The sequence below is a fragment of the Runella sp. genome (assembly GCF_027484545.1).
GTDB lineage: Bacteria > Bacteroidota > Bacteroidia > Cytophagales > Spirosomataceae > Runella.
Genome location: NZ_JAIXST010000251.1, coordinates 1 through 14,234, shown reverse-complemented (window position 1 = coordinate 14,234; position 14,234 = coordinate 1). Strand labels below are relative to the sequence as shown.

Here is a 14,234-nt window from a genome sequence, read left to right as displayed (position 1 = left end):
CCTGTGGTGGCAAATAAATGAAAGTGTGTTTTGTGGGTCGGCATTGAAATTCAATTTTTCTGTGCGTTGGCAGTGTTTTAATTTATTTTGAAGTGTTTACCTGTTCGTTAGTTGCAGAGTCGGTTGTTGTTGTAAAACATTTCATCCAAAGTCCGTCAGTTTGTTATCAGCACGGTTGTCAATAGGGTTAGCGCCACTCTGCGAAAGTTTTGTCTTACTTTGTATATTGTCAGTATTCATATATAAAAACCCATCTACTTACACACAAAAGGCGCTGAAAATTTACGCCCTTCCCAATTTCTCCTGAAAGCTACCAGTTTTTAGGACCTTCAGCAAGTAATATTATAAATAGTTATCAAGCGGCAGTTTACAGAAAAAGAGGCAGGATAGCCCAAAAATGCCTTGGCACAGTATTCATTTTAGAAAAATAGCCTTAGAAAAGATGATAAACAAAGCATATTGGTACGGAATTGCATTACTGTTGGGAAGTGAAATAGGAATCGCTCAAACGGGCAGTATCCATGAACCCGTACGCTACATAGGTGGTGAAAGTGTGGACCCGCAGGTACACGAAGGGGGGTTGCGGTATGCGATAGGTACGGAAAGTCGTCAAACGCTGCGTGTCAATCGTACGCATCCTGAGTTGGCGGATGGATTTGGTTGGACGTACAATCATGCCTCTAATCTCTGTTATTGGAACGATACCTTTTATCAGCAATACCTGAGCAATCCTGTCGATGAGCACATAGCGCCCGGGCAAACGCTGATCGTGACCTCCAAAGACGGGCGGGTTTGGAGCAAACCGACGGTCGTTTTTCCGCCTTACGTCGCGCCCAAGGGCGTGAAAATCCCCAAAGGTTCTGACGGTTACATGATGCACCAACGCATGGGTTTTTATACTGCGCCCAACGGACGACTGTTGGTATTAGCCTTTTACGGCCACACCGAAGAGCCGTTTAAGGAAGGCGGCATCGGTCGGGTGGTGCGCGAGGCGTACAAAGACGGTACCTACGGCCCCATTTATTTTATTCGTTACAGCAGCCATACCACCGTTGACGGAATGAAATGGAATGAAAAAAATACGAGTTATCCGTTTTACCAAAAATCAACCGATAAAAGCTTTGTAGAAGCCTGTAATGCACTGTTGAGTGATAAACTCATGACGCTGCAATGGCGGGAAGAAGACCTTGGATTGGATGGTTTTTACAAAAACAATTTGGATAAATCGCTTGATATTCAGGCACTATCGTACTATCACCGCAAAGATGGCAAAGTAGTGGCATTGTGGAAACGCTCAAAAGCGGCATTGTCGGACGACGAAGGAACAACTTTCTCCACCCCTGTCAAAGTTCCAACGTTGACCATGGCCGGCGGGAAGCAATGGGGACAGCGTACTGACGACGGGCGCTACGCGATTGCGTACAATCCCATCGAAATGGACGAACACCGTTTTCCGCTCACGGTCATCACGAGTGACGATGGGGCAATCTTTGACAACATGTTACTCGTGCAGGGTGAAGTACCTCCACGTCGGTTTTTCGGACGTTGGAAAGATTTCGGACCCTGTTATGTGCGCGGTATCGAAGAAGGAAACGGCAATCCGCCCGGCAATGACTTATGGTTGTCGTACAGTATGAATAAAGAAGATATTTGGATTAGTCGTGTACCCACTCCCATTCGCTATGAAGTCAAAGGTGACGTAAATGATAATTTTGACGGACTGTCGCTCAATGGCAGTATTCCAGATTGGAACGTCTATGCACCGCAATGGGCACCTGTTGCCATAGTTAACAGTCCCAAATCAACGGGAAAGTGCATTGAGTTATCAGACAAAGACCCATACGATTACGCCAGAGTGATTCGAGTTTTTGAAGAAGGCACCAAGATAGAATGTTCACTCAAAGTGCAAGCCGCTCAGAATCAAACGGGTTCTCTTGAAATTGACCTCACTGACCGCTACGGAAATCGCCCCGTTCGCCTTCGTTTTGACGAAAAAGGAAACATCGTTGTAACTGCTGGTGGCACTGAGAAAATCGTGCAACCCTATCAACCTGCGCAGTGGTATGAACTGGTATTCACAGTCAATGCGACGTTAGCGGGTAGTTTTGATTTGAGCGTTAACGGTAAAAAAGTACTGGAAAAAGCGGCTTTGGCCGAAGCCATTAAATCAATCGAACGTTTATCGCTGCGTACGGGACCTTACCGTAATTTGCCCAACCGCAAAACCCCGAATGAAGACCCGCATCCACCGCTCGCGGGGGCTGATGAACAGGTGCCAACGGCAGTGTTTTATGTGGATGATGTAGCAGTGAAAAAACTATAATCCTTTTAACTTTTCGATTAGGTGAGTTTTAGAAAATCTGTGCCACTCTGTGAAATTAATCTGTGCTTTTCTGTGAGAAAAAATTCAGGAGAATGAAGGTACAATTGGCTTATAAATCAGTAGAATAAGTTCAAGAAACCTCCGAAACGTTCAAACCCTTATAGTATATCATGGAAGAAAAAGAAATTACCCCCAATTCTAATAGCCGCCGAGACTTTATAAAAGCCTCTTCGGTGGCGGCAACGTCGTTTTTTATTGTACCACGCCACGTACTGGGCAAAGGCTTCGTCGCACCCAGCGATAAGCTCAACATTGCAGGTATCGGCGCAGGCGGAAAAGGAAGAAGCGATTTAGCTTCGTTTTCGGCAAGTCCAAATGTCAATATCGTATCCCTTTGCGATGTGGATGACCGGCAGGCGGTGGAGTCTCGCACCAAGTTTCCGAAAGCTACCTACTACAAGGATTTTCGGGAAATGTTGGCCAAAGAAAATAAAAACATTGACGCATGCTCGATTTCAACGCCTGACAATACCCACGCCGTAGCGACCTTGGCCGCGATGCAGCTCGGCAAACACGTCTATACCCAAAAACCCCTGACACACGATATTTACGAAGCGCGTATTTTGGGACAGGCTGCCAAAAAATACAAGGTAATTACCCAAATGGGAAACCAAGGCGGGTCGGGTAACGGTGTGCGCCGAATGAAAGAAATTTATGATTCGGGTATCATTGGCGACGTTCATAAAGTATTGGCGTGGACCAATCGTCCCGTGTGGCCGCAGGCGTTACCAACGGATAAAACATTTGAGGTTCCGAAAGAATTGGATTATGACCTGTGGTTAGGTCCAGCCAAGAAAGTACCTTACAATGAGGCGTATTTGCCTTGGAACTGGCGCGGTTGGTGGCCGTTTGGTACGGGTGCTCTCGGCGATATGGCGTGTCACATTATGGATCCGGTGTACCGTATTTTACCGATTGATTACCCCACTTCAGTCGAATGCAGCGTGGCCGGAACGTGGACCTTTACGCTTCGCCCGCAGGACGACAATCCAGATTGGACGCCGTTTTCATCATCAATACATTTGGATTATCCTCGTAAGGATGGCAAAGGCAACATCAAAGTAAGTTGGTATGACGGCGGTATTTTGCCCGAATTGCCCGAAGAATTATTGCCTGGTGAAAGCTTCGGCAACTCCGACGGTGGCGTATTGTTTATTGGTTCCAAAGGAAAATTGATGGCGGATTGCTACGGTGCCAAACCTCGATTGTTACCCTTGAAAGCTAATGAATCAATCAATATTCCCGAAACCATCGCCCGCGTTCCCGACGAAAACCACTACCTGCAGTGGGTCAATGCCTGTATTGACGGGTATGGCAAAGGTGTTACGAGTTCACCGTTTGAATATGCAGCACCGTTTACCGAAAGTATTTTGATTGGTAACTTGGCGTTACGCAGTTGGATGCTCCGTGACAATCCAACCGCAAAAAGAAACGTTGACAAATATAACGGTCGTAAGAAGTTGTTTTATGATGCGTCGAACATGAAAATCACAAATTACGAACCTGCCAATCAGTTTGTTAAACGCGACTACCGCGAAGGTTGGAGTTTGAATCTATAATCTTTTTTTCTTTTTACGCCTGCGGTAGTGAAACCGCAGGCTTTTTTATGCCTTTGCTTTATGCTTACTATACAATTCAAGAAGGGTTGAAAATTGCGGAATAATCTTTATTTTTGATAAAAAAACGAATTTTATGGAACTGATCGTCAAGCCAAGAAATGAAGAAGAATTACTTTTTGTGCAATCGGTCTTGAATCGGATGAAAATAAAGAACGAATTGCGGGAGAAAGATGTAAAAAAACGCCGCAAGCAGGAGTTTCTTGATTCGCTTGAAGGAAGAGTGGAAAAACTCAACCAAGCAATCAGGGGAGAAGTAGAACTTAAAAATGCCTTTGATTTATTGGATGAACTTTAAAATAGATGCCCTTCCTGAATTTGAGAAAGAGCTGAAAAAGCTTTCAAAAAAGTATGCTTCTCTCAAATCAGACTACCAAAACTTATTGGAAAACCTTATTGAAAACCCGCAACAAGGTACACCGCTTGGTAAGAATCTCTATAAAATAAGAATGCCGATTGCGAGTAAAGGACAAGGTAAAAGTGGCGGGGCAAGAGTCATTACCTGCGTAAAAATCATAAAAGAAAAAATCTTCTTAGTAGCCATTTATGATAAATCAGAAATGGAAGTCATCTCCGAAAAAGAGCTTTCAGAACGACTGAAAAGTATTGTCGAGGTATAGAAATAGAGTCTTAGCTTTACCCAATCACAGGCACTTCAAAAAACTCAGGATCAAAGTTGGCTTCTTGGAGATGCTTCAATACGTAGTCAAACGGGCGTTGTTTACTAATCCACTCATCGCATACAGCGTGTCTTAGTCGGATGCCTAATGCATTGAAACCCGTTACGGCTTCATTATCAGCGCGGTAGTTGATGCGCAAAGCAATGTCTTTTGTAGGATGTTGCCAATAAAAGGTTTTAATTCCTTCAGGAAGTTGGGCAGGTACGTCGCCGTAAGTTTGGTACTCAAGGTCGAAGAATTTGGCAGAATTAAAAAATACCCCGGGTTGGTAAGCGGTACGTTTTTCGCAAATGGTTTGCGCTACTGTTTCGCCCATGATGCGCCCCGTGTACCAAATTTGCTCAATGGATTTACGACCTTCTTTGGGTTGTCGGTGTTCCACACAATCTCCAATGGCATAGACATCAGGAACGTTGGTTTCGAGGTATTCGTTTACTAAAATTCCTTTATTAGTTTTGAGGAGACAGGAGGAAGGAGTGAGAAACGTAATGTTGGGTGCTACGCCAATAGTCAATCCAACTAACTGACAATCAATTTTTTCATCGTTGCTTGTCGTCACTGTTTCCACGCGCGTTGTGCCGAGGATTTCTTTCAATTCTGTCTCAAAACGTAAATCAATCCCGTGTTTCTGAATCTGTTGCGTCACCAACGCAGACTCTTCGGCGGGGAGTGTGTTTGCCCAATAACTTTTTTCGCGAACAAGCATTGTTACTTTAATTCCGCGTGAATGGAGCATTTCTGCCAATTCAACTCCAATAAGTCCTCCGCCGGCAATCACAGCGTGTTTTAAATTGGGAGAATTTGTTTCCAACAATTCCAAATCTTGATAGCTGTACAAGCCTTGTACGCCGGTCAACTCGGTGCCGGGCCAATCGCCAACGCGAGGTACAGAGCCCGTCGCCAAAATCAGTTTGTCGTAGTTGAGGGTTTGAATAGTTGAGGGTTTGGATGTTGATTTGGAAGCTACTTTGGTAAGGCGTTCCAGCAACGACGGTTTGTAAATTACCGTCATACTATCTGCCGAAAGTTGTACCGTTTTTGTGTCAAAATCAATGTCCTCAACCGTGCCTCTTACCAATTCGATACGATTTTTTTGCCAAAACCAATTTTCGTAGGGCTGCGTATGCTCAAATTTGAGATGCCCCATGTATACGTACATCAGTGCGGTGCGGGAAAAGAAAAAATCCGTTTCTTTCGAAATAACCGTAATGCGGCAATCGCTTTGCTTACGAATGTGCCTTGCCGCAGTAATGCCCGCAATTCCGTTACCTACAATGACTACGTGCATATATATTAGAAGTATGAAGTATGAACGGGGCTGGCCGTGCGGTCAGAAATGAGAATTGAGTCTTACATAGATAGTGCTTTGCTTCCTTTGGGGCCCATACTTAGCCGCAAGCCAAAGTCTTTGCCTTTACTGACATCTTTTAAAACAATGGAAAGTCCTCCTTTTCCTCGCCAGTCGGACGATTTCGCTTCTCTTTTTTCGGGTGTAAACTTCCCTGACAGATACGTGTCAAACTGCTCCGAAAGATCGCGAACGGCATTGGCATCGTTAAGATATACGTCTACCCGAATACTGCTAAGTGCCTGATTTTTATCTAAATAGTAGAGTATGTCGATGGCTTCGAAATTTTCGGTTTCGTACGTAAATCCAACATGAGATGTACTGTCTTCAAAAAGCTCAAATTTCTCCTCAGCTTTGATTTTGCTTAGCGGGTCGCCCAATTTGAAACTCCGAAAATCTCCGCCTTGGGGAGTAATGATAAGTTTCAATAACTCAGACTGATTGGTACTTACGACAGGCTCAGTACCAATTGTTGCCGGAGGTTGTTGCTGCTCAGCCGCTTGTTCGCCGCTTTTACCGCAGGAGAACAGAAAAACCGTTGCCAATACCAAAAAAACCAAAGAATAAAGGGGCTTCGTATAAGATTGAATCATTGTTTATGATGGTGTTACTAATGCGAAGTTAGGGTATTTACGCTTCTGTGCCAATTGTTGGTTTTTTTTAATCCCAAAATAAATGGCAAAGATTTTATAAAATCTTTACTTTTGACAAGAAAGAGCTTTCTTTAATACCAGCTATCTCCACAGCATGAAACATTTTTTATCGTATTGTTTTATTGTTTTTTTTTTAGTCTCGATTCCTTCTTTTGGTCAACTTCGTTTCACTGGACAGGTTATTCATAAAACTACGCGGCAACCCATTGTGGGAGCTGCTATACAGATGCTCAATACCAATGTGGGTACCACGACCGACAGCACTGGTACTTATGTCTTGAGTGTGCCTTCTACCGGTTTCAATCTTCGGGCTACGGCCGTGGGATATTATTCCAAAATGCGCTTTTTTGAGCCTACAAAAGACACAAAATACGATTTTGAGTTGGTAGAAGAATTCAAGCAATTGGACGAAGTAACCGTTCGTACGCGTAAGGAAGACGCCAATGTATCCAGTATTGAAATGAGTACCTTGAAATTGGACTCTAAAATGCTGCGTCGGATTCCGGTAGTATTTGGCGAAGCCGACATCATCAAGGCATTATTGCTTCAACCGGGCGTTTCGACCGTGGGAGAGGGAGCTGCCGGATTTAACGTTCGTGGAGGACGTACTGACCAAAATTTAGTGCTGTTGGATGAAATGCCGCTTTTCAGTACGTCACACTTACTCGGGTTTTTTACCAATGTAAATACGGACGTCGTGCAGGATGTAACGCTCTACAAAGCAGGAATCCCCGCTCAATACGGCGGACGTTTGTCGTCGTTGATGAACATTAACCTTAAAAACGGAAATCCTGATCGTATTCGTTATCAGGTAGGTGCGGGAAATATCAGTGCTCGACTCGTGGCCGATGGACCTTTGGGTAAAAAACTGACCTTTATGTTGGGTGGGCGAATAGCGTATCCTAACTGGATGATAAAGCGTTTTCCGGACCGAATTAAAAACAGTCAGGCATTTTTCTACGACCTCAATGCTAAACTTCGCTATCAGATCAGCTCCAATCAGCAACTGACCCTTTCAACTTACCTGAATCACGATGATTTTAAATTTCCGGATGATACCGTCTACAGTTGGAATGCAAAAGCGGCCTCGTTACAGTGGAACGCACAGATAAACTCAAAGTTTTCGGTCAATGCTTCGGCGGTTTACAGCGATTATCATTTTAAAATGGAAGGCATTAAGGAGTTTTATCGCTTTAAGTTTCAGTCGGGAATTACGCATAAAGAACTGAAAGCCAATCTGATTTTTACTCCTTCTCCCACGCACAAAGTAGAAGCCGGAGGTAGTGCCATTCGCTATGATGTGGCTCCGGGCTTTCGAACTCGCGTAGACGACGCCAGTAATATCAACCCGCGTGCTATTCCGAGTGAACAGGGGTATGAATACAGCGCCTATTTAAGTGAAGAATGGAATCCTGTCCCTTGGCTAACGCTTCAGGGAGGTATTCGATACGCTGCCTTTGAAATAGTTGGTCCGCGTACCGTATACCAATACGAAGCAGGTACGCCGCGCGCTCCCGAAACCGTTACGGAAACAAAGCAGTTTGGAAGCGGAGAGCCTATTCAAAAATACCACGGTTGGGAACCCCGACTTTCGATTCGTATTGGGTTGAGTAAAATGCAATCTATTAAACTGAGCTACAACCGCACGCGGCAATATTTGCACCTGATTACGAATACTACCGCCATTTCGCCCGTGGATTTTTGGAAATTGAGCGACAATTATCTGCCTCCCCAAGTCGCTGACCAATATGCAGCTGGGTATTACCTCAATCTAAAAGACAATGCCTACGAATTTTCGTTGGAAGGATATTACAAAGACATCAGTTCGTTGCTGGAAGCAAAAAATGGAGCTGTTTTATTGTTAAATCCTCAACTCGAAACGGCATTGATCAGCGCCCGAGGATTAGCGTATGGGATAGAAGTGAGTGCCAAGAAAAACAAAGGAAAGTTTAATGGACAAATTAACTATACCTACGCACGGGCTTTTGTGAAATCGCTAAGTCCTTATCCACTGGAGCAAATCAATCAGGGAAATTGGTTTCCGGCCAACTACGATAAACCCCATACCCTGAACATTGCTACAACGCTCAACATGGTGAGAGGTTGGTCCATGTCAGCCAATTTTACTTACAATACGGGCCGTCCCGCTATTTATCCCGACGGTAATTACAGCGTAGGAGGTTATCCGCTTATCAACTACTCGCGCCGAAATCTCGACCGTATCCCGGATTATCACCGATTAGACTGGTCTATTACCAAAAATACCCGCCAAAATAAAGAACAAATGCGGTATAGTTCATGGGTGTTTTCGTTGTATAATGTCTACGGACGCGAAAACCCTTATTCGGTCTATTTTGCGCGCTTTAATCGGGTTACGCGGGCCTATCAATTGGCGGTCTTTGGAAGCATTGTCCCTGCCCTTTCCTGGAATTATAATTTTTAACGCAGCTATGAGATTTAATAAAAATAATCACGCAGAGACCCAGGGGAGCAAAGAAAAATCTGTTACTTACTACTCTCTACTGGCTACTCAATACTTTATTATTGCCTTCTTTGTCACTTCCTGTATTCGAGAAATAGACCTTCCGATTCGGGTCGAGCAACCGGTATTGGTCGTAGACGGAATGATTACCGACGAAGCGCCTCCGTATATCGTAAAGCTTACTTATACTGGGGTTTATAAGGCTTCTAATCGCATTGACGAAAGCCAGACGGTCAGTGGAGCAAAGGTAGTTTTGAGCGACGACCAAGGTAAGAAGGCCACTTTTGAACAGGTTTTGGAAGAACCCGGAAAGTATCAAATTACGGATGCTTCGTTTAAGGGGCAAATCGGTCGAACCTATACACTTACGATTGGACTTCCCAACGGGGAGGTGTATGAATCAAAGCCGGAAAAAATGGAAGCCGTGCCTGCTGCTGAGCAATTATACAGTGAGTTTACAGAAAATGGCGGTGGCGAACAGCGCGTCGGGTACAATATCTTTCTGGATACCAAAGACCCAAAAGGCATTCATAACTATTACCGTTGGCAGACCTACGGCTACCGAATGAGACGGGCTACGGGCGTTTTGAATCCTCTTTCGGGAATCATGGAAAACAAACAATGCTGGCAGTTTTTTAAAAGAGACGATATTGATGTAGAAACGGACGTTGATTTTGACGGAAACAATATTCAAAAAAGATCGATGATTTACAGCCCCGCTTACGCCAATGCTCCTCAATTGATTGAAACAAGTCAGTTTTCGCTGAGTCGGGAAGTGTATCAATTCTGGAAAAGAATGAATGACCAATTGACGCGTACGGGAAGCATTTTTGACCCGCTTCCTGCTCCCGTTGAAGGAAATATATTCCTAAAAAGTAATCCTAATAAATTGGCCTTGGGATACTTTGGAGCTTCGGCAGTATCGCGCAAGCGGCTGGTAATAGTTGAAGGCAATGAAGCCAAAATGCAACGGATTGAAGTATCAAGTCAGGTTTTTATTCCAACCGGGGGATGTACGCTGGTTTTTCCCGGTACCACTACTTTCAAACCAAGCGGTTGGTAATGTTTATAATGAGCGATTTATGGGGCCGCCCGTGCGGTGAATGAGTGATTTAGTGAATTAATTTTTTTTGATTATCTTTAGATAAGTGTATAAAAACTTGATTATCAAACCATTAATTATGACTATAGACTATCGCTTGAAAGCTGTAAACTGCTTAGTTTATTTGATAGTGATAGCGGGGCTGATTGCGTGCGAACCTCTTCAAATTAATGAAGAGGTGATGCCGACAAGCACCCTGAAACTATTGGCTGTCACACCCGATTATGCAAAAAGCAATGTAGCTATCCAAGGGGTGGTTTCGGAAGAAAGCGAGACCGGAATAGTATACGGCACATCACCGCAGCCTACGATTACTGGTCAGAAAGCAACATTGGACAGGACCGGTGGCAGCAATACGGCAGTTGTAACGGCTACCATTGGAAGTTTGCAGCCCAAACAGCGCTACTATTTTCGACTGTATACCCAAAAAGACGGTGTTGTTTTGTACAGTAATGAACGCAGTGTAGTACTAAGTCCCGACTGGAAACACCTCATTGATGTTCCTTACGAAGGTCAACCATTGTCCTATGGTTGGATCTATGGTAATTTTGGAGGGTATCAACTGACCGTTTTTACCCGAACTAATTTCGTATCGGAGAGCTCCGGACAGCAGTGGAATTATTATTCAAGCGATTTTCAAGGCCAACAATGGCGAGCAGCCTCCACTAACAGCTTGGGCTATCCGGCGCGTTATACGCCTATTTATGTGCCTTATGCTGACCAGACAACCTATTTTTTTGGCGGAGGCTACTTCTATGTTCCTGAACCGATACCGACCTATACCTACCAAAAATTCTTTGACGACTACCGCGACGGCTCTGCTTACGATTACCCGGGCGACGACGTGCCTACGGTACAATTTGCCATTGGAAGCAATCTTCCTGATTTGTATGTGTTGGAGGTAGGCAATAAATACCGTCTTTGGAAATACCAAAATCGCATTACTCCTACGGGCTGGGAGTTGGTAGAAGGTGCAGAATTCCCCCGCAAAACGCTCAAAAAGCTATTTTCCTTTGCCGTAGATAATAAGGGCTACATTCTATCAGAAGATGACAACAGTATGTGGGCTTTTGACCCAACTACGAATCGTTGGCAGGAACGGAAAAAAACGCCTTTTGTCAACCGTGAAAAAGGAGCCGTGATTACGCTTACCAAGGGAGGCGTGTACGGCTTAGGTTATAACACCAAAACAGGTGAAGGTTACCGTGATTTATGGCTGTATGACGACAAAAATGATGCTTGGAACTACCTGACAGATTATCCGGGGGAGGGCAGCGCAAGTGTTGCGGCGGTAGGCCGAAACAGCCGTATTGGATTGATGATGGGGTATCGTGCTACTGCTACGCCCATCGGCACGGCTGAATTCAGCGCTGCCAAAGATGTTTGGATTTATGAACCCCAATAGAGGTTGGACGCCAACTGATTTTTCTCAAAAGCACAGATTAATTTTTCCAAAAACACGGATTTAAGCAATTTCTTCTTTTTAGTCGCATAATTTTTTGACGGAATTAGTTGTGTGATTATGTTTTCAAGTACCTTTTTCAACAGGGTACTCTGATACGTATGGGTCGTTGATAGAAGTAGATATCAGTACCGGTAACTTTCAAACAAGGTGCGATGGTGCCTTCGTAATCCGGTACTATTTTAAAAAACAAAAACAACTGTTAAAGTGAGTATTGGGCTAAGGAAAACTTCCGTTTACCGAATAGGTAGTATCATTTATATTTTTTAGTAAGCCGTATGGTTGTAAAATGAGAACTGGTAGAAAAGATGATTACAGGAATGTTTTTTCTACTTGAAAAAATAAAAAAAAACCTTAAAAAGCATTGTTTTTAACTCAAAATCCCCCTAATTCTACGATCCATACAATCTTTTTATATTTTAACGTTTAATGCTTAAACTGCCTTTTCCTACGTCTAACTCTTCAAATAATGGGATTTCTCGATCGCCTCAAAAGGAATATTCTGCCCACTCGTGATGACATTACCCCTCAGGAAGTCTCTAATACTGTTCTTTTACAGGAATTGCTGGATTGCTTTGAAGATTCTCTAAAAAAAGAAAGTGTGGGTTCAAGTTTGCTGTTCAATGCCCATTATTTGATTATTCTTCACCCTGATACGTACGAAGCACGGCTGGCTTCTCTGCCCGTAGTTGTGAAGGAAGCCGTTAAAGCTTTCTACAAACGTTTGGGGGAATTCAAAAACAGTTATGAAGAAATTACGCCCATTTCTTCCAATTGGCAGTTTAAATTCGCTCCCGGCGTAGAGTTCAATGGGGAGTCTATCAAGTTAAATGATGTTATGGTAATCGGGATGCTGACGGGCCTGAAAGAAATCACCTCTCGCGATAGTTTGACCAAAACCAAAGTGACCATGAAGCCTAAAAAGACCAACGTCTATGATAAACTCGACATTAATCTTGCTTCATTGAAAAATATTGATTTCAGAGAATCAGGCGCTTTTGCCGTCAAATTCAATCCTGATCTTCAAATGGGAAGTGAAGCACCCCCCAAAAGACAGGGCGCTGCGCTGGCTTCCATCGAGTACATTTCTGAAGACAATGAAACGAAGGAAAATTATCAAATGCTGGTAAAAGAGATAGTAATTGCCCGTAAGGAACCCGAAAACCTGAATTACAGCAATTACTTATTGATTGCCTCCAACTATATTTCCAATCCTCATGCCCGACTTCGGTACAATGAAAGTTCTCGACAGTTTCAAATAGCATCCTTTAGCCGAAATGAAACTCGGGTAAACGAGCGTATCATTCCGCAAAGTGAAATCACTAATCCACAATGGTTTGACTTACAGAATGGAGCTAAAATTCTGTTGAATGGACTCATAACGCTGTCTTTTGAAAGCAATCTTTAATGGATATGATAGACCTACTCATTTCATTTTTATTGTTCCTGTTTGTGCTGTATATGGTCATCCGTCATTTTAAAAATCTTCCCCGCTAAATTTATGGAAATGATTGCAATTGCCGGTCAAACGGATGTGGGACAACGTCGGAAAGACAATCAGGATACGTTGATTTGTCAACTGCTGGATTCGCCCAAATGGCCTTCAAAAGGAATGGCGTTGGTGGCCGCAATTGATGGCGTTGGAGGCTATATGGGGGGAGATATTGCTGCCAAAATTGCCAAAGAATACATCGAACAGTACATGGCCGAACCCAAAGGAGATATAGAAAGTATGCTCCGCGAAGCAGTAGTTCACGCCAATAATCAAATCTTTGAAGCGAGTAAACAGGATTTGAAATTATCGCAAATGTGCTGCGTGTTGACTGCCGCAGTAGCGGATGCCAACACGCAAAAACTTTATTTTGTTCACGTAGGCGATACACGGTTGTATTGTTTACGCAATGGTGAATTGAACAAACTCAGCAAAGATCATTCTATTGTGGGGATTCGTGAAGATGCCAATGAGCTTACGGAAGAAGAAGCCATGAATCATCCCCGTCGCAATGAAATATTACGCGAAGTAGGCTCGGTGATGCATCAAATTGACGATACCGATTTTTATGATTCAGTGGAAACAGACTTTCTGCCCAATGACTTACTTTTGCTTTGCAGTGATGGACTGTCGGATATGTTGACGCAGGCTCAAATGGCGGCTGTTCTGCGGAAGAATACTTCTCTGCAAAAAAAGGTAGAAGAATTGATTGATTTGGCCAACCGACAAGGTGGGAAAGATAATATCACGGTGGTTTTGGCTCAAAACAATGCACCCGAACCGGCGGTAAAACCATCACATTTTTCCAAAAAAACGCAGGAAGTAAGGACCGAGCAGATTCAGAATGTACCTGTCCAAGAAACCGTTATTGCCCAAAATACAGAAGAATCGAAAAAAGTAAAGCAGGATTCAAGTTACAAATGCAACTTCTTGATGGTTAGTTAATTGATTAAAAATTTGATTTGGTGTTTGAAAATCATGTCTTTTTCTTGGCCTGTTATTAAGTTCATTCTCTA

The 14,234-nt window shown here is 43.6% G+C and carries 11 protein-coding genes; 9 read left to right on the top strand and 2 right to left on the bottom strand.

Annotated elements, in window-relative coordinates; genetic code table 11:
- The first annotated feature begins 442 nt into the window (after positions 1-442).
- The 4 genes from Q0081_RS22920 to Q0081_RS22905 all read left to right on the top strand — a co-directional run bounded on the left by Q0081_RS22920 (position 443) and on the right by Q0081_RS22905 (position 4,619).
- A complete protein-coding gene (locus Q0081_RS22920) occupies positions 443-2,323 on the top strand; it encodes a hypothetical protein (RefSeq protein ID WP_298359149.1) in 1,881 nt (626 codons plus the stop codon).
- Positions 2,324-2,493: 170 nt separating this feature from the next.
- Entirely contained in the window at positions 2,494-3,942 is a 1,449-nt protein-coding gene (locus Q0081_RS22915) for a Gfo/Idh/MocA family protein (protein ID WP_298359146.1), read from the top strand.
- A 133-nt stretch (positions 3,943-4,075) separates the two neighbouring features.
- Positions 4,076-4,297, top strand: a complete 222-nt coding sequence (locus tag Q0081_RS22910; RefSeq protein WP_298359143.1) for a hypothetical protein — start codon at positions 4,076-4,078, stop codon at positions 4,295-4,297.
- Positions 4,269-4,619 carry a type II toxin-antitoxin system RelE/ParE family toxin gene (locus Q0081_RS22905; RefSeq protein WP_298359140.1) on the top strand — a complete coding sequence of 117 codons (351 nt, stop codon included), beginning with the start codon at positions 4,269-4,271 and terminating at the stop codon, positions 4,617-4,619. The genes Q0081_RS22910 and Q0081_RS22905 overlap by 29 nt, the downstream gene beginning before the upstream one ends.
- A 16-nt stretch (positions 4,620-4,635) precedes the next feature.
- On the opposite strand, the gene Q0081_RS22900 is transcribed toward Q0081_RS22905, so the two are convergent.
- Entirely contained in the window at positions 4,636-5,967 is a 1,332-nt protein-coding gene (locus Q0081_RS22900; protein ID WP_298359137.1) for an NAD(P)/FAD-dependent oxidoreductase, read from the bottom strand.
- Between the two features lie 62 nt (positions 5,968-6,029).
- Positions 6,030-6,620, bottom strand: a complete 591-nt coding sequence (locus tag Q0081_RS22895) for a hypothetical protein (RefSeq protein WP_298359134.1) — start codon at positions 6,618-6,620, stop codon at positions 6,030-6,032.
- Positions 6,621-6,774: 154 nt separating this feature from the next.
- Here Q0081_RS22895 and Q0081_RS22890 point away from each other — a divergent pair, with 154 nt between their 5' ends.
- From Q0081_RS22890 to Q0081_RS22870, 5 genes are all read left to right on the top strand, one after another.
- The gene (locus Q0081_RS22890) at positions 6,775-9,123 is read left to right on the top strand and encodes a TonB-dependent receptor (RefSeq protein WP_298359131.1); all 2,349 of its coding nucleotides are present in this window, start codon (positions 6,775-6,777) and stop codon (positions 9,121-9,123) included.
- A 7-nt stretch (positions 9,124-9,130) separates the two neighbouring features.
- On the top strand, positions 9,131-10,225 hold the full coding sequence (locus tag Q0081_RS22885) for a DUF4249 domain-containing protein (RefSeq protein WP_298359128.1): 1,095 nt from the start codon (positions 9,131-9,133) through the stop codon (positions 10,223-10,225).
- Between the two features lie 118 nt (positions 10,226-10,343).
- The gene (locus Q0081_RS22880; protein ID WP_298359126.1) at positions 10,344-11,669 is read left to right on the top strand and encodes a hypothetical protein; all 1,326 of its coding nucleotides are present in this window, start codon (positions 10,344-10,346) and stop codon (positions 11,667-11,669) included.
- 526 nt (positions 11,670-12,195) lie between these two features.
- A complete protein-coding gene (locus Q0081_RS22875) occupies positions 12,196-13,134 on the top strand; it encodes an FHA domain-containing protein (RefSeq protein ID WP_298359123.1) in 939 nt (312 codons plus the stop codon).
- A 99-nt stretch (positions 13,135-13,233) separates the two neighbouring features.
- A complete protein-coding gene (locus tag Q0081_RS22870) occupies positions 13,234-14,163 on the top strand; it encodes a PP2C family serine/threonine-protein phosphatase (protein WP_298359120.1) in 930 nt (309 codons plus the stop codon).
- The last annotated feature ends 71 nt before the right edge of the window (positions 14,164-14,234 follow it).